Raw genomic sequence first — 18,155 nt, 5'->3', positions numbered from 1 at the left:
GACGCGCTATCGGCTCCAATGAGCTGAGGAGCAAGAAGGGCCATCATGCAAGTTTCAGGGGCATGGCGTCTCACCGCGCGCGTATTTCTCCCGTTTGCGGTTGGATACTATTTTTCGTATCTGTTTCGAACGATCAACGCTTTGATCGCCAGTCATCTCAGCTCGGATGCTGGGCTTGGGACTGCCGATCTCGGGTTGCTTACGTCGGTCTATTTCCTTGTTTTTGCGGCGGCTCAGATACCCGTCGGCATCTTGTTGGACCGCTTTGGTCCGCGTCGCGTCCAGAGTGTTCTGCTCTTGCTCGCGGCCACGGGCGCCGGATTGTTCGCAGTATCAACCGGCTTCCTGTCTCTTTTGATCGCGCGTGCAATGATCGGGCTTGGCGTGGCCGCGGCGCTGACGGCAGGGCTGAAGTCCATCGTCCTTTGGTTTCCTAGGGAACGAGTTGCCTTGCTAAACGGCTGCATGATCATGCTGGGATCACTTGGAGCGGTGACTGCTACGGCTCCCGTCGAACACCTACTCGCTTGGATGGGGTGGCGGCAGCTCTTTGATATTCTGGCGGCCGCCACCGGTGCGACGGCCATTCTCATCTATGTCGTGGTGCCCGAACGAGGCATTGTGCCATCAACAACGCGCGCCACCCTTGGCTCCGTTTTTGCCGATCGTCGCTTCTGGCGAGTGGCCCCATTTTCGGCGACTTGCATTGGATCAGCTTGGTCTCTGCAAGGACTGTGGGCATCACCATGGCTGACCGACGTGGAGGGGCTTGATCGCGCAAGTCTCGTAAGACAGCTGTTCATAATGTCGATCGTTTTGAGCTGCGGCGCCTTGTTGTTCGGGATGACCGTCCATTACGTCAAACGAAGGGGCATCGGGGCGGAGACGGTATTAGCGACGGTTGCGGTGCTGTTTGTCTCAGCCGAGCTAGCTTTGATCCTGCGAGTGCCTCTGCCGTCCATCTTGCCCTGGTCCGTTGTCGCAATTGCCGGAACGGCAACGGTGGTCAGCTTCGCGGTAATAGCAGATTACTTTCCGCCGGAGCTTGCCGGTCGTGCCAACGGCGCCCTAAACGTCTTGCACTTTGCTTGGGCGTTCCTGGCGCAATACGTGACAGGCCTGATCCTTGAGCAATGGATCGCGATCGATGGTCATCGGCCGGTCCAGGCCTATCAAGTCGCGTTCGGCCTCAACGTCGCACTGCAGATCGCGGCCTTGACCTGGTTCGTGCTGCCTTGGCGCCGATCCGTCGCCTCATGGATGAGTTCAATTTCTTTCTTCATGCCTGCTAATATCTCCGACGCTGTTGAGTCAGTTGGCCTGTATGAGGATTCGGTCGTCCTCCTGCCTGCTGATGACGATGCGGAGTGGTGAACAGCAGCTCGCGCTGAGCCAATGCGACTGAGTAGCCGTCAAATACCAGTTTTCAGTCTTTCTTTTTCTACGCCAGTCTACGATCACCGAACTCGCTTGTTGCGCCAAGTCCGTCGGTGCCTTTTCTAATCATCCCCACATGAGGACGCTCGTTGGACGTCCTCATTCGGTGGGAGCGAATAGTGGTAATCCATTCCATTCAATCGGAAGCGAGTTCGCGCGGTGCGCGAATGCTGCGCAGCGCGCTCGGCTCCGCGATTGCCGGCTACCTCGAAGACGAAGCGATCATCGAGGTGATGCTCAATCCCGATGGGCGGCTGTGGATCGACCGGTTGTCGACCGGCCTGATCGACACTGGCGAAATCCTGTCGGCCGCGGATGGCGAACGGATCGTTCGTCTGGTTGCGCATCATGTGGGCGCCGAAGTGCACGCCGGCGCGCCACGGGTTTCGGCCGAACTGCCTGGGACAGGCGAGCGCTTCGAAGGTCTCTTGCCTCCGGTCGTTGCAGCACCGGCCTTTGCTATCCGCAAGCCCGCTGTCGCCGTGTTTACGCTAGACGAGTACGCCGCCAAGAAGATCATGACCTCAGAGCAGGCCAGGATCCTGAAGAACGCGGTCGGAGCACGGAAGAACATCCTCGTCGCCGGTGGGACATCGACCGGCAAGACAACATTGACAAATGCACTCCTGGACGAGGTGGCGAAGACCTCCGATCGGGTCGTGCTGATCGAGGACACCCGCGAGCTGCAGTGCAGGGCGCCCAATCTCGTTGCGCTCCGGACCAAGGACGGTGTGGCGACGCTGTCGGATCTTGTCCGCTCGTCCCTCCGACTGCGGCCTGACCGCATCCCGATCGGCGAAGTCCGAGGTGCCGAAGCACTCGACCTCCTCAAGGCCTGGGGCACCGGTCATCCCGGCGGCATCGGTACCATCCATGCTGGGACTGCGCTCGGCGCGCTGCGCCGGCTCGAGCAGCTCATCCAGGAAGCTGTCATCACGGTTCCGCGCGCCCTGATCGCCGAGACCATCGACCTCGTCGCCGTGCTGGTGGGACGCGGCGCTGACCGCCGCCTCGCTGAGCTCGCGGCCGTCTCAGGGCTGGGTGCTACCGGCGACTACAGCCTTTCAACAGCAGGAGACTGACATGCGTCAGCAATTTCGCTTTCTTCCAGGTGCATCGCCGGGACTGTTCGGCATCGTTGTTTTGGGAGCGGGGCCGGCATGGGCGGCTGGCTCGAACATGCCGTGGGAGCAGCCGCTCAATCAGATCTTGCAGTCTGTGGAGGGGCCGGTCGCAAAGATCATCGCGGTCATCATCATCGTCGTGACCGGCCTAACGCTCGCATTCGGGGATTCCTCGGGCGGTTTCCGCAGACTGATCCAGATCGTGTTCGGTCTGTCGATCGCGTTTGCGGCCTCAAGCTTCTTCCTGTCGTTCTTCTCCTTCGGCGGTGGCGTGGTGATCTGATGGATGAACCTGTCACAGGCTTTGTTGTGCCTGTTCATCGCGCACTCACCGAGCCCATCCTGATGGGCGGTGCGCCACGCTCGGTCGCAATCGTCAACGGCACGCTTGCGGCAGCCTTAGGGCTCGGACTTCGGCTCTGGATCGCGGGTCTTGTTCTCTGGTTCATCGGCCACATGGCCGCTGTCTGGGCCGCCAAGCGCGACCCCGCTTTTGTCGATGTGGTGCGCCGACATCTGCGCATCCCCGGTCATCTCAACACCTGAGCTCTCGGTCATGATGAACCTTGCCGAATATCGCCATTCCAATGCGCGGCTCGCCGACTTCCTGCCCTGGGCAGCCCTGGTCGACGAGGGAATCATCCTGAACAAGGACGGCTCGTTCCAGCGGACGGCGAAGTTCCGGGGGCCTGACCTCGATAGCGCAGTGCCGGCTGAACTTGTCGCGGTCGCCGGCCGTCTGAACAATGCCCTCCGCCGGCTGGGATCCGGCTGGGCCGTGTTCGTTGAGGCGCAGCGCCATTTTGCAGGAGCCTATCCTCCGAGCACCTTTCCGGATGTCGCATCCGCTTTGGTCGACGCGGAGCGCAGAGCTCAGTTTGAAGAGGCTGGCACCCACTATGAGTCGAGTTATTTCCTGACCTTCCTCTATTTGCCACCGGAGGAGGGGGCTGCCAAGGCAGAACGACTTCTCTATGAGGGCCGGGATCGCACCGTTGGAGCAGACGCGCGCGAGGTTCTTCGCGGATTTATCGACCAAACCAACCGCGTGCTTCAACTCGTCGAAGGGTTCATGCCGGAATGCGCCTGGCTCGATGATCAGGACACGCTGACCTATCTGCACTCGACGATCTCGACCAAGCGTCATCGCGTTCGGGTTCCTGAAATCCCCATGTACATCGATGCGCTGTTGGCCGACCAACCGCTGACTGGCGGGCTCGAGCCGATGTTGGGCTCAGCCAACTTGAGGGTTCTGACGATCGTGGGCTTTCCTGGGGCGACGACCCCGGGAATTCTGGACGACCTGAACCGCCTGCCGTTTTCATATCGGTGGTCGACCCGCGCGATCATGCTCGACAAGACCGACGCCACCAAGCTGTTGACCAGGATCCGCCGCCAGTGGTTCGCCAAGCGAAAATCGATTGGTGCCGTTCTCAAGGAAGTCATGACAAACGAGGCTTCGACGCTGCTCGATACCGACGCCCACAACAAGGCGCTTGATGCCGACGCGGCGTTACAGGAACTGGGGTCCGATCAGATCGGACAAGCCTTTGTCACGGCGACCATTACGGTCTGGGACCAGGATCCCAATGCTGCCGATGAAAAGCTCCGCCTGGTCGAGAAGGTCATTCAAGGCCGCGATTTCACCTGCATGATTGAGACGGTGAACGCCGTCGAAGCCTGGCTCGGCAGTCTGCCAGGGCATGTCTATGCGAATGTGCGGCAACCACCGGTGTCCACCCTCAATCTCGCCCATATGATTCCGATGTCGGCCGTGTGGGCGGGCGAAGCGGGGGATCTGCATTTCAAAGGTCCGCCGCTTCTGTTCGGCAAGACTGAGGGATCAACCCCGTTCCGGTTTTCGCTCCATGTCGGCGACGTCGGGCATACCCTCGTGGTAGGACCGACAGGCGCTGGCAAGTCGGTGCTGCTCGCTCTGATGGCGTTGCAGTTCAGGCGTTATCCGAACTCTCAGGTCTTTGCGTTCGACTTCGGTGGTTCGATCCGGGCGGCCGCGCTCGCGATGGATGGTGATTGGCACGATCTCGGCGGCGCACTGTCCGACGAGAGCGAAAAGCCAGTCGCCCTCCAGCCGTTGGCGTGGATTGACGATCCCGCCGAGCGCGGATGGGCGACCGAATGGATCGGCGCGATCCTCGCCCGGGAAAAGGTCGAGATCACCCCGGAGGTCAAGGCTCATCTGTGGTCGGCGCTAACATCTCTCGCTTCGGCGCCGAGGGTGGAGCGTACCCTGACGGGCCTGTCAGTCCTGCTCCAATCGAACTCTCTGAAACGCGCCTTGCAACCATATTGCCTCGGCGGTCCTTCCGGGCGCCTGCTCGATGCCGAATTTGAGCGCCTTGGCGAGGCCTCCGTCCAGGCGTTTGAGACCGAAGGGTTGATTGGAACGAGCGCGGCACCTGCCGTGCTGGCCTATCTCTTTCATCGGATTGGAGACCATCTGGACGGCCGGCCGACTCTTCTTATTGTCGATGAGGGGTGGCTTGCCCTCGACGACGATGATTTTTCCGGACAGCTCCGGGAGTGGCTGAAGACCCTTCGGAAGAAAAACGCCTCCGTCATCTTCGCGACCCAGTCGCTCTCGGACATCGATGGCTCTGCAATCGCGCCTGCTATCATCGAAAGCTGTCCAACGCGGCTGTTGCTGCCGAACGAGAGGGCGATCGAACCCCAGATCGCAGCCATCTACAGACGCTTCGGCCTCAACGACCGGCAGATTGAGCTACTGAGCCGGGCAACGCCCAAGCGCGACTACTACTGCCAGTCCCGTCGCGGCAACCGGATGTTCGAACTTGACCTTGGTGAGATTGCGCTCGCATTCACTGCGGCCTCTGCCAAGACCGACCAGGCTGCCATCACGCAGCTCCTGGCCGAACATGGACCTGACGGCTTCGTACCGGCCTGGCTCCAGCACCGCGGTTTGGCCTGGACCCTCGACCTGCTCCCCAATCTCGTCAATCTGGAGAAATCACTATGAGGCGTCTTGGCCTGTTGGCGGCCGCTGGCACGGTCGCGCTGATCCTGGGCATCACAGCGCCCGCGCGAGCCCAGTGGATCGTCTTTGATCCCAACAACTACGTCCAGAATGTCTTGACGGCTGCGCGGGAACTCCAGCAGATCAACAATCAGATCACCTCGTTGCAGAACGAGGCGCAGATGCTCAACAACCAGGCGAAGAACCTGGCAAACCTGCCGTACTCATCTCTGCAGCAACTGCAATCCTCGATCCAGCGTACTCAACAATTGCTGGCCCAGGCCCAGCGTATCGCCTACGACGTCCAACAGATCGATCGCGCGTTTTCGACGAGCTACGCGCCGGCCACTGGCAACCAATCCAGCCAGTTGCTGGTCACCAACGCTCAATCGCGGTGGCAAAACACTTATGCGGCAACGCAAGATGCGCTTCGTGTCCAGGCTGGCATCGTTGGCAACCTCGACACCAACCGTATCCAGACGTCCGCGCTCGTAACCTCAAGCCAAGGCGCGAGCGGTGCGCTGCAGGCAACGCAGGCGGGCAATCAGATTCTCGCGCTGAACGCGCAGCAGCTCGCCGACCTCACAGCCGTCATGACGGCGCAGGGGCGAGCGCAAAGCCTTGAAGCGGCTCAGCGCGCCTCGGCCCAGGATCAGGGACGAGAACAGCTTCGGCGCTTCCTGACGGCGGGGCAGGGCTATCAATCATTCAACGTGCAGATGTTCCACTGATGACCGACATCCGGGCATTCAAGGCATTGTCGCTGCTTACGACAATCGGCGTAGTGGCCGTCGCTGCTTGCACGATTCAACTTCGTGGCGGAGATCGTTCTCCTCCGCCGCCGAAGGCGGAGCAGACGGCAGACGCAACCAGCTCAGACCTCGCGCGCTGCCGCAACGTCACTGCGGACCACGCAGCGGGTTATGAGCGTTGCAAGCAGGTTTGGGCCGAAAACCGCCGTCGCTTCTTTGGCAAGAAAGACGGTGGCGCAGTTCCAGGCCGCGACGATTCCGCCGCCGGCGTGGCGCTCGCTCCAAAGGATCAAAGCCGGATCCCGCACGGATATCCGAACCTGGCGGCCCCTGAGGCGAGCAAGCCATGACTGGTACGGGGATCATTGACCAATTCCTGGAAACGTTCACGCGTTATATCGACAACGGCTTCGGGCTGCTGGGTGGCGACGTGGGATATCTCGCAACTACGCTTGCCGCGATCGACATCACGCTTGCCGCGTTGTTCTGGAGCTGGGGGCCGGACGAGGACATCATCGCACGCCTCGTCAAGAAGACGCTCTTTGTCGGCGTCTTTGCCTACCTGATCAGCAATTGGAACAGCCTGGCGCGCATCGTCTTCGAAAGCTTTGCGGGCCTTGGGTTGAAAGCGTCCGGCACAAGCCTGGCGGCGGGGGATTTCCTGCGACCGGGCAAGATCGCTCAAGTCGGTCTCGATGCCGGTCGGCCGCTCCTCGAGTCGATCTCCAACCTGATGGGCTACATCAGCTTTTTCGAGAATTTCGTCCAGATCGTCGTTCTCCTGTTCGCATGGGTCGTGGTGCTGCTCGCCTTCTTCATTCTGGCGATCCAGCTCTTCGTCACCCTGATCGAGTTCAAGCTCACGACACTGGCCGGCTTCGTGCTCATTCCCTTTGGCTTGTTTGGCAAGACCGCTTTCGCGGCGGAGCGCGTTCTGGGCAACGTCATATCTTCCGGCATCAAGATCCTGGTCCTGGCCGTCATCGTCGGCATCGGCTCCACCCTGTTCTCGCAGTTCACCGCAGGTTTCGGCGGTGCACAGCCGACCATCGAAGACGCAATGACGCTGGTGCTCGCGGCGCTTTCCTTGCTGGGCCTCGGCATCTTCGGTCCGGGTATCGCAAACGGCCTAGTGTCGGGCGGACCTCAACTCGGCGCCGGCGCCGCGATTGGAACAGGCCTTGCTGCTGGCGGCATTGTTGCGGCAGGTGCGGGACTTGCTGCTGGCGGTGCCGGTCTCGCTGGCGGTGCGGTTGCAGGCGCCGCGCGCGGTGGCGGCGCTGTCATAACCGGAGCAACAGCCGCCTATCGAAGCGGCGGCCTTGCCGGCGTCGCGGAGGCTGGCGCTTCGGCTGCGACGAGTCCATTGCGTCGAGCAGCGGCTGCCTTCGGAGGTAGCCAAGCGGGCGACCAGAGCGCGAGCGCTCCGGCCGAAGGGCAGCCTGATTGGGCTCGCCGCATGAAACGTGTTCAGATGATTCGGCATGGTGCCTCCGCCGCTGGCCACGCCGTCCGCTCCGGCGATCATGGTGGCAGCGGCTCCTCCGTCGATTTGTCCGAAGGAGAACGCTGAGACGCACCACTGCACCTCCGCCGCACAGCAGCGCCTCAAACCTTCTATCGCAAGACTTGAAACCAATCACTCGATATCAGGGGGCAACCAGCGATGTTCAAACGACCATCAGTTCACTACGGGCGCATGCCCGAGCCGATTACGCCGTACCAAAAGGCAGCGCAGGTTTGGGACGAACGCATTGGATCTGCCCGCGTGCAGGCCAAGAACTGGCGCCTAATGGCGTTCGGCTGCCTGATGCTTTCAGCCGGTCTCGCTGGCAGCCTTGTCTGGCAATCGAGCCAGGGATCGATCACGCCTTGGGTAGTAGAAGTCGATCATCTCGGCCAAGCCCAAAGGGTTGCGCCGGCCAACATCGACTATCAACCTACTGACGCTCAGATCGCCTACCATCTGGCGCGGTTCATCGAGGACGTCAGAGGCTTGCCGGCCGACGGTATCGTTCTGCGCCAGAATTGGCTCCGGGCCTATGATTTTACGACGGATCGTGGCGCGGCTGCGCTCAACGATTATGCACGCAACAATGACCCCTTTGCCAAACTGGGCAAGGCTCAAATCTCCGTAGACGTCTCGAGCGTCATTCGCGCGTCTTCGGAGAGCTTTCGGGTCGCATGGACTGAACGCAGTTACGACAACGGTTCGCTGAGTTCGACCGAACGCTGGTCAGCAATTCTCACGATCGCAATCGAGTCGCCGCGCGATGCCGAACGCCTGCGCAAGAATCCCCTTGGCGTCTACGTCCGCGCCATCAACTGGTCAAAGGAGTTGAGTCAGTGACCAAGACGCCGTCTGACGTTCATTCGAAGCATCCAGGTGCGCAAAGCGGGCTCAATTCGACTCGGCCCAAGTTCGTGTTCGCGAAGCGAGCAAGTTTCCACGCTCTCCTGCTTTGTTCGTCGATGCTTGGTGGATGCGCGACCTACATTCCGCCGGAGATCAGCTATGACGCTGAAGTTCCTCCGCTGCCGGCACCACCGGTGGCTCTCGACGACAAACCGAGACCGCTTCACGTTCCACCCCTCTGGAAGCCAGCTTTCGGCGGTAAGTCAGGAGGGAAGGAAAACATAGAGCCGGTGAGCCGGGTTGAGATGGCAAACAGTGCGGCCCGTGTTGAACCGCGCAAGCGGGGGTATTTCAACGCGGCACAAATCTACGCCTACAGTCCCGGGGCGCTTTATCAAATTTACGCCGCACCGGGGCAGATCACGGATATCGCGCTAGAGGAGGGAGAACAGTTGACGGGATCAGGGCCGATCGCGGCCGGAGATACCGTACGCTGGGTCGTGGGCGATACCGAGAGCGGGAGCGGCGACACACGGCGCGTCCATATCCTCGTCAAGCCAACCCGAGCTTCGATCGAGACTAACCTGGTCGTCAATACCGATCGGCGGACCTACCTGATCGAACTGCGCTCCCGCGAGCGGCCATATATGCCATCCGTTGCCTGGTACTATCCGGAAGCAGTGCGCGAGCAGTCGCGTTCAGTTGCTCTGAAACCCGTTCTTCCGGAGCCGGCGCGGCGCATCTCCCGCTATGTCATCGAAGGGGACAGTCCACCCTGGCGGCCGATCGCCGCATATGACGATGGCCGCAAGGTCTATGTCGAATTCCCGCAAGGCATCGTGCAGGGCGAGATGCCACCGCTCTTTGTCATCGGCCCGGAGGGCAAGACCGAGCTCGTCAATTATCGCGCCTACGGTAACGTATTGATCGTCGATCGGCTGTTTGCAGCCGCCGAACTCCGGCTCGGCGGTGAGCACCAGCAGAAGGTCCGTATTGTCCGGACCGACGGGAGGCCGTCGTCATGAACACCCGCAATGGAAATGATCACGAGAAAACAGTTCCAACGGAGACACAAGTGGAGCGGTCGGAAAGCTTCCGCTTGAGAGCAGAGCATCCGCGCGTGACGCGGTTGTCGCGGAAGCTCTTGGCCGGCGGGAGCGCGGTCGTCCTGCTTGTCATCGGTGGGGCTGTGCTGTGGTCGCTGCAGCATAATCGCTCCCGAAATCAGGCGGCGGAGGAGCTTTATAGCACAGACCATCACAATGTTGCCGACGGTATTACGACCCTGCCGAAGGATTATGCTGGCGTTCCGCGCCAGCCAATCCCGCAGCTTGGTCCGCCGCTCCCCGGGGACCTCGGTCGACCGATGCTTGCCGCTCAAGGCCAGTCGCCGGCGATTGGCGCTCATCCGGACCAGCAGCGCCGGGATCAAGAGACCGAGGCAGCCCGCATCAGTCATCTATTCGCTTCGACGAACGGACGTGAAGTACGTCCGCCCACCGCGGCGCTTGTTGGAAGCGATCGCGTCGTGCCATCGAATCCAACGGGGACCGGGGATGACGCATCTGCACAAAGCGGTCAGGACCGAAAGCTTGCCTTCGTGAACGCCTCCGTGGATCGCCGTACGGTCAGCGCTGACCGCGTCACCAGGCCCGCCTCACTATACATCGTGCAGGCCGGGACGGTCATTCCGGGAGCGCTGATCACAGGGATTAGATCAGATCTTCCAGGCCAAATCACCGCGCAGGTGACGGAAAACGTATACGATACGCCCACCGGTCGGTTCTTGTTGGTACCGCAGGGCGCGCGCCTGATCGGGGTATACGATAGCCAGGTCACTTTCGGCCAGTCCCGCGTCCTGCTCGTCTGGACACGGCTGATCATGCCGAATGGACGGTCGATCGTTCTCGAGCGGCAGTCTGGCGCTGACACTGCCGGATACGCAGGTCTCGAAGATCAGGTCGACAATCACTGGGGCGAGTTGTTCAATGCTGCGGCACTATCGACGCTTCTGGCGATTGGGACCGAATTGGGCGCCGGCTCGGACTCCAATAGCAACGACAGTGCAATCATCCAGGCATTGCGACACGGCGCGTCGGACTCACTAAACCAGACGGGGCAGCAGGTGGTTCGCCGCAGCCTCAGCCTTCAACCCACTCTAACCGTGCGACCTGGCTTCCCAATACGTGTTCTTGTCAATCATGACCTGATACTTACACCGTATAGAGGGTGACAACATGCCAAAACTAAAAATAGGAGAGCTTCCAGACGACAAGCCGGTCAAAGTAAGTGTGGAGCTGCCTGCGGCGGTGCATCGTGATCTCATTGCATATGCAGAAGCCCTTACTCGCCAGGGTGGTCAAGTGGTCGATCCGACAAAACTCATCGCCCCTATGTTGGCGCGCTTTATGGCCACTGATCGAGGATTTTCTAAGCTGAAACGGGAAACCGCTGGCGAAGGACAGTGATGCTCAAGTTTCCTCGAAGCCGTCGGTCGACGCTAAATAGTTTGCGTGCATCAAGCTAGCCGCTGCCGCGTTGGCGCTAAGAGCTGAGATATCGCGTTGGAGAGTGTGTTTTCGCGTTTGCCTTAAAGAAGTCAGATTGCCAGGTTTTCTCGATTTCAGCCCGAGAGCGCTGCGCGTCGTCGTGCAGTCATTCGGTCACCTTCAGGCGCGTTACACTGCTCCGGCCATCGACGCTGACAGGCACCTCACCCTCGATCGTGGCCCGACGTACGACGCGATGCTGGTCCCCGTAATCGTTGACGGCGTAATGCTGCGTTGCGCGGTTATCCCATATCGCAATATCCCCCTCTAACCAGTTCCAGCGCACAGTGTTTTCGGGCGCGGTGATGTGAGATTGAAATAGGTCGAACAGCTTTTGTCCGTCGTATTTGGGGACATCAACAAACTGCTTCACCAAGGCGCCGAGCACTAGCGTCCGCTCGCCTGTTTCGGGGTGGACGCGCACGACGGGATGCTCCGTCTCAAAAACCGCTTTGGTGAACACCTCCTCAAAGTGCTTCTTGTCGACCTCGCGGAGACGCGCGATCCCGGCGTAATCGAAAACGTTGCTGTGAACGGCCCATAGGCCCTCGGCGAGCCGTTGTAGTGGCGACGGCAAACCAAGATAAGCGGCAGCTGTGTTAGACCACACGGTGTCGCCTCCGAACGTTGGCATTACCACGGCCCGCAGGACCAAGATCTTTGGATAGGCGTCGGCAAAGGTCCCATCCGCATGCCAAACGTCGGCGCGACCGCCACCGCGAGTGGAGTCCAGTTCGAGGAGCGACGCCCCCTTGGTAGCGCCGAGTATCGGATGTGGCACTACCTTTCCCAGACGAGCGGAAAAGCGCTCCTGCTCAGCGTCATTGAGATGTCCTTGATTGCGGAAGAAGATCACCTTGTGCTCTAGCAATAAGCTGTTGATCGCAGCTATCGCGTGATCCGGTAGATCGCCTGACAGCTTGATATTTTTGACTTCGGCACCGATGCGCGCTGCTCGTTTCACAATATCCGCGCTCGGAATGACGCCACCTATCAAAGTCATTGCGCTGATCTCGCTTTTCCAGGCCCTGGCAGGTCTCCCGCACCCCCTTGGAGCGAATGATCTTCAGCAAGCATCGTGCCAATCGAAAGACCAACATGTCCTCGACAATAGGCACTGAACGAATCGTGGTATTTGCTGCGAGTCATCGAACGTCATCGTGCCATATCAACGGGTTCGAGAGTATTTGCTGGTCTACATGTCTCGGATGCTTATAGCGGGTAATGTCCGGTTAAGTGAGCTGAATCAGCTGACCGGTCCTCGAGGGTGAGATGCGGTGGAAAGCGTGAGCATTGCTGCTTTGTGGCTCTGCTTCTTGATCGATTCGTTTTAGGCAGTGACCATGCCAGGCGGCGCTGGGCAAGCCACAACGCGAATGGGCTTTTCGAGAGTTCGCGTACTATGCCCGCTGTACTCGACCTGACACGGGATTTGGCCCCTGTCGGAAAACCGACAACTCTCCACATAGTGTAGTAAGCTCAAGCTGACTGTTCCATTGGCAAATTCGTGAGTTAATTGACGGCCCGGGTTAATCTCCCTACGTCGCTGGAGAGCTGTGAGAGTTGCAGATGTACGATCATTCTCTCGAGCGGCGTTCTTGGCGACGGTCATGCACATTATCGTCTCGTCCTGAAGTAGGACAAAGCTGCAATATACTGGTCCTGTGCCAGTTTGCTCGCCGCTTAGGCCGGTGGGCGAAACCAATGCGATCAGGCGCGGGCGGTGGTTCATGTCCGATCATGGTGATCGGGATGAAATCCGCGGGAGCATCGCTGACCGGCCACGGCGTCGCACGTCACGTCTCATGGAGGTTCGTCAATCGCGTCACGATCTGAAGCAGGCGATTGAGATACTCGAAGAATTCAATCGCCCATGGGCGTGGACCGCGATGTAATTCCATGTCGGCAGCATATGTTCGGCTTGTGGTTTGCTGGGAGACCAGGATGACGTCTCGCAAACCTCTGCGCCAGTGAAGATCGGCAGAGCGGTCCGATTGATGCGCGATTGCGGATAGCTAAGTTCACTTCGCCGGCGGCCTGCCCAGCGTCTTTGTCTACTGGACAACAGACTGAGCCGCCGCCATGGTGCAGAACGTCGCAGCACCGGCGGTAGGGGCTGGTCCAAAGCGGCTCCTGTGGTCGTTTGTTCCGCAAGGTCCGGAAGTATCCCAATTTCCAGGAAACGGATGCTTTCTCGGGCACTTCAGCGCTGTTAGCGGAACGACCGTGCAGCTATTCGTGAGGCTATGGGCACGGCCCCCTGGCACATTGCTGCCTCAATTGGGCGCAGTTCTCTTGATCTTTCTCAAGCGATGCCCCTTCTGCAGCAGTGGAGCAGGCGCGCCTGCCGCGCAGCGGTGGCAAAGGCGTCGTGGTCGACGATCCTAAGAAGGATCAGCTTCGGGCAAGGCCATAATTCGCATCCATCTTCCAGGGATCCGGCGAGTATCGTGGTTCAAGAGCCGCCCCTCCTCATTGCCTCGATACTGGCTCGGGCGAGCCCCCAATCGTCAGACTTCAGAAGGGCAACTTCCACACGAAATAGAGAAGCGCAGCGATTGCCACCCAGAAAAGTATGCCGCGGAAGATGAAAGCGAGCGCCATTTTAATTGCCATCTTGCCCAAGCCGCTGCGCCATGGTGATTCCATCGATCGCGTCTGCCAGCGCTTCCAAGAAAGTCCGATACCACGCGTCATCATCGGGAAGATCCCACTCTTGTAGGCTGCCGACGTAACGCGTCAGAGCAATCACGCCCGCGATCGTGGTTGGGGTTGAACGGATGAGCACGTTCCCATGCTCCGCGAGAGCATGGTTCCTTTGACAGCTGATTTCCTCGGCGGCATCAAACTCGGGTCCCGAATCGAGCTTCGCCGATACGGACAGGGCCGCATCGTAATGCGCCAACAGCTCGCGATGACGCTCGATTATTGCGAAGATTAGATCCCGATCGGCTGCAGCAGTCGACTGGAAGGAAATTTCCTGCGATGACAATGTTGGCCCCAAGCAAGTAGCAAGGCTACGTTAGCATGGTAGTCATGATGATAATCAGCATAGAAGGTCCTTGATCTGCGGTATTTCTGCTCGATCGCCTTGGCATTCAGGCGAGGTCAACGGCTCCATTTTGAGTTCGAGACGTTTCGCGCACGAGGGCGCGCCTTACTCGCGGGAAAACGGCCCTGCTCGATCGTTTTGGCGTACATCACTGGCCTTTCAAGCGTCGTCGTCATTTATGAATGCCACGCAGCGTGCCAGGGCGGAGATCCTCGCACAGCCGGCTTGGGGGTGTCCTCGCACTGTTGGCGGAACCTCGTCCGCGTCGTGTGAAGGCGACACCGCGACATCGGGTATTCGGCGGCAGGCCCATTCAGCCATCATTCACGGATCATCCGGTCTGAGCCGGAGTGACGACGCAGTTGAGGCGTCGACGCCCGCGCTGGGAGCTCTCCGCAAAAGTCCTACGCGGACGGTTGGATAAGATATCGTAGGTTTGGTCGGTGTGGGGGTAGGCGGTAGCGCTCCCCCGCTACCAATCCTGCGATTTTGCACGCTAAACAACGATTTCCTGTGATCCTGCACCCCTGATGGAAGCGGACGGCGTCTGGTGGCGCGTCTTGGCCGAGAGTAGGCCCTCAGTTCTTTGAATCCGATAACGGAGTTTCGTGAGTCACGAGGCGCTTCGGGCCGGTCGAAGTGCGCTGGTCTTGGCGCAAAGCGGACCGGCGGCCTTGAGGTCAGCGAAGGGGCCAAGGCGACCAAGGCCGTCCTGCTGTCATAGTCGGACATCAACCCAACGCGCATCCCAATTGCACCGCGGCCTTAAGATCCGTCGTGTCGCCGCTCCTGCGAAACGGCCATGGACTTGCTGACGCATCTCCTTTGGTTTCTCACGACGTCTATAATCGCTCAGAAGTGTGGGTCAGACTTCTGTTCAGGGCGTGCCCGCGGAGGCCCCACCGCGTCGTTATCAGCATCCGTTCGGCGGGGTTCAGGCGGAACGGACCGAACGAAATGATGTAGTTTATGTTATGGCGTTCATTCCATACGACGCATCCGGCAAGCCCGAATGAACCGGTTGATCTAACTCAACACTCCACCGCGAAAGACTCATAGCCTAAGGCTACGAGAAATACGGATAACGATCCGAGCGGTAATAAGGTTGAGGCAAGATATGACGAGGACCTTTGCGGGCTGCTTCATCGGGCTGCTGCTCATCTCGGCGTTCTCAATCGAGGCTCGTGCAGGGGCGACGATTTCCGACAGGCGCTACTGGCCAAGCGAGGCACGTGGGACGCCGAGCCAATGGGCCGAAACCTACTCATCTTCAGATGCGTATGCTGGGACGATGGCTGGGTTTGCTGCCGAACCTCGTATTCGACCGCGCGGGAAGGCAAGGCGGCCTCGCTGATCGCCTGCACCTGCCGGAGGCACTTCTGATCGAGCTTACTGCGGACTACCTGCACGCGCAGCTTTGCAATACGACCTTGCACGCATTCGCAGCCGAGAACGAGGCTTCGCATGGAAGCAATGGCTGCAGCAAGGACCCAGGTCGAGCATCAGCTTGCTACGTTGCAAGCGACGGAGCGAATTGTGCGGCAGGAGGAGATTACCGCGGAGATCATCGAGCTCGGCGGGCGAGACGGCAAGCCGCGCAGGCGAAGTTCGCGGGCTTTGATGACGGCTCGGCGCGAGCAAGGGACCAAGAGCATGGGCCAAAGATCAATGTGGGACGGCGCTCCGACAAGGTTGAGAGCTCGGTGCAGCGCTTTGACGACGTGCCCGACCGATCACCTGACGATCAAGCCGAACTCAAAATGGGTGTCGCTCCGGGTGCCCCATGTCTGAACCATCAAACCACAGCTCTATCGATGCACTGTTGCCGCGAGAGATGGCGGAACGAGCGGAGCAAATAGGCGTCGACAAAACACACCTTGAAACCGGACGCTTGATGGCACTGGCCGTGCTCGCCGGCGCCTTTATTGCCTTCGGGTCAATGTTCTCCGTCGTGGTGATGGCGGGTGCTGAGGGAGTGCTGCCATACGGGGTAATACGTCTTCTGGGCGGCGCCGTCTTTTCGCTTGGGCTCATCCTGGTCACCGTCGGCGGCGCGGAGCTCTTTACCGGCAACAATCTCATGATCATGGCTTGTGCGAGCGGTCGCGTCGGAGCAGGTGCACTCCTGCGGGCGTGGACCCTCGTCTACATCGGAAATTTCGCCGGTGCTGTCAGTATAGCGGTGCTCGTCTTTCTGGCCGCCGGTCACGTCCATGGGAACGGGGAGGTTGGTATGACCGCTTTGGCGGGCGCCAATGCCAAGGCTTCCCTGTCAGCAATGCAGGCGGTCATTCACGGTGTTCTTGCTAACGTACTTGTCTGCCTCGCTACCTGGCTTTGCTATGGCGCGCGGTCGACGACGGATAAGATCCTCGCGATTGTCTTCCCGATTGCTGCGTTCGCGGCAGCAGGTTTCGAGCACTCGATCGCCAATATGTATCTGCTGACCTTTGGGCTGCTTACCAAGTTCGGGGCGGATAGCTCGTTTTGGGGCCTGATCGGGAAAACGTCCTATTCCTTCCCACAATTGACGGTCCTCGGCGGTCTATCGAATCTGATCTGGGTGACACTCGGCAACATGATTGGCGGGGTCTTGGTCGGTATCACCTATTGGCTCATCTACTTGCGGAAATCCGGAAGGAAGATCAGCAGCGAGGGGCCGGCTTGATGATTCCCATCGTGATATCGGGTCTTCGTGGGGACAACCAGGTTGAGGTGGTCGAGCGCAAAGGTATTGGTCATCCTGATACGATTTGCGACGCGCTGGCCGAGGAGCTGTCGCGCAATCTCTGCCGGGAGTACCGGAGCCGCTTTGGTCACATCCTCCATCATAACGTCGACAAAGCGCTGCTGTGCGGCGGGCAATCCGTCCCAGCCTTCGGGGGCGGCAGCATCACCGCTCCGATCAGGATCTTTCTGGCGGGACGAGCGATCACCCGCGTTGGTAACGATGAGATACCTATCAGTGCTATCGCGGCGGAAGGTTCCAAAGCGTGGCTCAAGGAGAATCTTCACGCACTCGATAGTGATCGCCATGTTCAAGTCGAGCCGCTGATCCAGCAGGGATCGAAAGACTTGCGATCTCTGTTTGCGCGTGGAGGTGAGAGCAGCGTGCTTGCCAATGATACCTCCTTCGGAGTGGGTCATGCCCCGCTAAGCGCGGTTGAGCGGCTGGTCCTCGCTATCGAGCAGCGGCTGCATCAGCGTGATCGGATCGCTGACCGTCCGGCTTGGGGAGAAGACATTAAGATAATGGCAGTACGAACCGGCACGCAGCTTACGCTTACGATCGCCTGCGCCATGATCGGACGTTATATCTCTGGACTCGACAAATATTTGGAACAGGAAGCAGCGCTCGTCGAACGGATCCGGGGGTACGCGATTGAACATGGATTTCCCGATACCGAAATCTTCGTCAATGCTGCCAACGACGCCAAGTCTGGCAATATCTATCTTACCGTGACTGGAACATCTGCCGAAGCTGGCGACGACGGGCAGGTTGGCCGTGGCAATCGAGTTAATGGCCTGATCACCCCGTGCCGGCCAATGAGCTTGGAAGCTGCTGCTGGCAAGAACCCTGTCAGCCATGTGGGAAAGATCTACAATCTTCTTGCAGCGAGAGTGGCGGAAGCGCTGGTTGCAGAACTTCCGGGGGTGAATGAAGCGCACTGCTTCATGGTGAGTAAGATAGGCGCTCCCGTGTCAGAGCCGGCTCTTGTCCAAGTGAAGTTAAGAATTGAGGAGGGGCTGCCTGAAGAGCAGAGGGAACCGACCTACGGGATCGTTGCAGACCGACTGGCTCGTGTTCCTGAACTGATCGATGAGGTAATGGCCGGAAGAATGATGGTCTTTTGAGCGTACGTCACGCGCGATCTCGACTTCCGACCAAG

General features: G+C 59.6%; 16 protein-coding genes. 14 read left to right on the top strand and 2 right to left on the bottom strand.

Annotated features, from left to right (window positions below; translation table 11 throughout):
- Positions 1 to 45 precede the first annotated feature (45 nt).
- The 12 genes from I6F17_RS03800 to I6F17_RS03745 all read left to right on the top strand — a co-directional run bounded on the left by I6F17_RS03800 (position 46) and on the right by I6F17_RS03745 (position 11,132).
- Positions 46 to 1,374, top strand: coding sequence for an MFS transporter (locus I6F17_RS03800; RefSeq protein ID WP_225123867.1), 1,329 nt, complete (start codon positions 46 to 48; stop codon positions 1,372 to 1,374).
- 230 nt (positions 1,375 to 1,604) lie between these two features.
- On the top strand, positions 1,605 to 2,519 hold the full coding sequence (gene trbB, locus I6F17_RS03795; RefSeq protein ID WP_225123868.1) for a P-type conjugative transfer ATPase TrbB: 915 nt from the start codon (positions 1,605 to 1,607) through the stop codon (positions 2,517 to 2,519).
- 1 nt (position 2,520) lies between these two features.
- The gene (locus I6F17_RS03790) at positions 2,521 to 2,844 is read left to right on the top strand and encodes a TrbC/VirB2 family protein (protein ID WP_225123869.1); all 324 of its coding nucleotides are present in this window, start codon (positions 2,521 to 2,523) and stop codon (positions 2,842 to 2,844) included.
- The gene (locus I6F17_RS03785; protein ID WP_092295110.1) at positions 2,844 to 3,107 is read left to right on the top strand and encodes a VirB3 family type IV secretion system protein; all 264 of its coding nucleotides are present in this window, start codon (positions 2,844 to 2,846) and stop codon (positions 3,105 to 3,107) included. Before I6F17_RS03790 ends, I6F17_RS03785 begins: the two co-directional genes overlap by 1 nt.
- A gap of 10 nt (positions 3,108 to 3,117) precedes the next feature.
- Positions 3,118 to 5,559 carry a conjugal transfer protein TrbE gene (gene trbE / locus I6F17_RS03780; protein ID WP_225123870.1) on the top strand — a complete coding sequence of 814 codons (2,442 nt, stop codon included), beginning with the start codon at positions 3,118 to 3,120 and terminating at the stop codon, positions 5,557 to 5,559.
- Entirely contained in the window at positions 5,556 to 6,287 is a 732-nt protein-coding gene (gene trbJ, locus I6F17_RS03775; RefSeq protein WP_225123871.1) for a P-type conjugative transfer protein TrbJ, read from the top strand. The genes trbE and trbJ overlap by 4 nt, the downstream gene beginning before the upstream one ends.
- Entirely contained in the window at positions 6,287 to 6,658 is a 372-nt protein-coding gene (trbK-alt, locus tag I6F17_RS03770) for a putative entry exclusion protein TrbK-alt (RefSeq protein WP_036006838.1), read from the top strand. The genes trbJ and trbK-alt overlap by 1 nt, the downstream gene beginning before the upstream one ends.
- Positions 6,655 to 7,881, top strand: coding sequence for a P-type conjugative transfer protein TrbL (trbL, locus tag I6F17_RS03765; RefSeq protein WP_225123872.1), 1,227 nt, complete (start codon positions 6,655 to 6,657; stop codon positions 7,879 to 7,881). Before trbK-alt ends, trbL begins: the two co-directional genes overlap by 4 nt.
- A 93-nt stretch (positions 7,882 to 7,974) precedes the next feature.
- Entirely contained in the window at positions 7,975 to 8,658 is a 684-nt protein-coding gene (gene trbF, locus I6F17_RS03760; protein WP_225123873.1) for a conjugal transfer protein TrbF, read from the top strand.
- A complete protein-coding gene (gene trbG / locus I6F17_RS03755; protein WP_225123874.1) occupies positions 8,655 to 9,689 on the top strand; it encodes a P-type conjugative transfer protein TrbG in 1,035 nt (344 codons plus the stop codon). Before trbF ends, trbG begins: the two co-directional genes overlap by 4 nt.
- Complete coding sequence (locus tag I6F17_RS03750; RefSeq protein WP_225123875.1) at positions 9,686 to 10,897, top strand: TrbI/VirB10 family protein; 1,212 nt, start codon at positions 9,686 to 9,688, stop codon at positions 10,895 to 10,897. The genes trbG and I6F17_RS03750 overlap by 4 nt, the downstream gene beginning before the upstream one ends.
- Positions 10,898 to 10,901: 4 nt before the next feature.
- The gene (locus tag I6F17_RS03745) at positions 10,902 to 11,132 is read left to right on the top strand and encodes a DUF2274 domain-containing protein (protein WP_036006848.1); all 231 of its coding nucleotides are present in this window, start codon (positions 10,902 to 10,904) and stop codon (positions 11,130 to 11,132) included.
- 187 nt (positions 11,133 to 11,319) lie between these two features.
- Here the strand turns inward: I6F17_RS03745 and I6F17_RS03740 are convergent, their stop codons facing one another.
- Both I6F17_RS03740 and I6F17_RS03725 read right to left on the bottom strand, forming a co-directional pair.
- Positions 11,320 to 12,225, bottom strand: coding sequence for a TauD/TfdA family dioxygenase (locus tag I6F17_RS03740; protein WP_346656602.1), 906 nt, complete (start codon positions 12,223 to 12,225; stop codon positions 11,320 to 11,322).
- A gap of 1,593 nt (positions 12,226 to 13,818) precedes the next feature.
- Positions 13,819 to 14,205, bottom strand: coding sequence for a hypothetical protein (locus I6F17_RS03725; protein WP_225123877.1), 387 nt, complete (start codon positions 14,203 to 14,205; stop codon positions 13,819 to 13,821).
- Positions 14,206 to 16,048: 1,843 nt separating this feature from the next.
- Here I6F17_RS03725 and I6F17_RS03720 point away from each other — a divergent pair.
- Together I6F17_RS03720 and I6F17_RS03715 are read left to right on the top strand one after the other, a co-directional pair.
- Entirely contained in the window at positions 16,049 to 16,933 is an 885-nt protein-coding gene (locus I6F17_RS03720; RefSeq protein ID WP_036037573.1) for a formate/nitrite transporter family protein, read from the top strand.
- On the top strand, positions 16,933 to 18,120 hold the full coding sequence (locus I6F17_RS03715; RefSeq protein WP_225124031.1) for a methionine adenosyltransferase: 1,188 nt from the start codon (positions 16,933 to 16,935) through the stop codon (positions 18,118 to 18,120). The genes I6F17_RS03720 and I6F17_RS03715 overlap by 1 nt, the downstream gene beginning before the upstream one ends.
- The last annotated feature ends 35 nt before the right edge of the window (positions 18,121 to 18,155 follow it).

This window comes from Bradyrhizobium sp. NBAIM18, assembly GCF_020193825.1.
Lineage (GTDB): Bacteria > Pseudomonadota > Alphaproteobacteria > Rhizobiales > Xanthobacteraceae > Bradyrhizobium > Bradyrhizobium yuanmingense.
The sequence above is the reverse complement of the archived record's forward strand: the minus strand, read 5'-3'. Positions and strand labels throughout refer to the sequence as shown.

Coding starts and splice junctions, on each gene's coding strand:
- I6F17_RS03720 (WP_036037573.1), top strand. CDS start 16,049: ATGTCTGAACCATCAAACCACAGCTCTATCGATGCACTGTTGCCGCGA.
- I6F17_RS03800 (WP_225123867.1), top strand. CDS start 46: ATGCAAGTTTCAGGGGCATGGCGTCTCACCGCGCGCGTATTTCTCCCG.
- trbL (WP_225123872.1), top strand. CDS start 6,655: ATGACTGGTACGGGGATCATTGACCAATTCCTGGAAACGTTCACGCGT.
- I6F17_RS03785 (WP_092295110.1), top strand. CDS start 2,844: ATGGATGAACCTGTCACAGGCTTTGTTGTGCCTGTTCATCGCGCACTC.
- I6F17_RS03790 (WP_225123869.1), top strand. CDS start 2,521: ATGCGTCAGCAATTTCGCTTTCTTCCAGGTGCATCGCCGGGACTGTTC.
- I6F17_RS03715 (WP_225124031.1), top strand. CDS start 16,933: ATGATTCCCATCGTGATATCGGGTCTTCGTGGGGACAACCAGGTTGAG.
- I6F17_RS03750 (WP_225123875.1), top strand. CDS start 9,686: ATGAACACCCGCAATGGAAATGATCACGAGAAAACAGTTCCAACGGAG.
- trbJ (WP_225123871.1), top strand. CDS start 5,556: ATGAGGCGTCTTGGCCTGTTGGCGGCCGCTGGCACGGTCGCGCTGATC.
- trbF (WP_225123873.1), top strand. CDS start 7,975: ATGTTCAAACGACCATCAGTTCACTACGGGCGCATGCCCGAGCCGATT.
- trbE (WP_225123870.1), top strand. CDS start 3,118: ATGATGAACCTTGCCGAATATCGCCATTCCAATGCGCGGCTCGCCGAC.
- trbK-alt (WP_036006838.1), top strand. CDS start 6,287: ATGACCGACATCCGGGCATTCAAGGCATTGTCGCTGCTTACGACAATC.
- I6F17_RS03745 (WP_036006848.1), top strand. CDS start 10,902: ATGCCAAAACTAAAAATAGGAGAGCTTCCAGACGACAAGCCGGTCAAA.
- trbB (WP_225123868.1), top strand. CDS start 1,605: ATGCTGCGCAGCGCGCTCGGCTCCGCGATTGCCGGCTACCTCGAAGAC.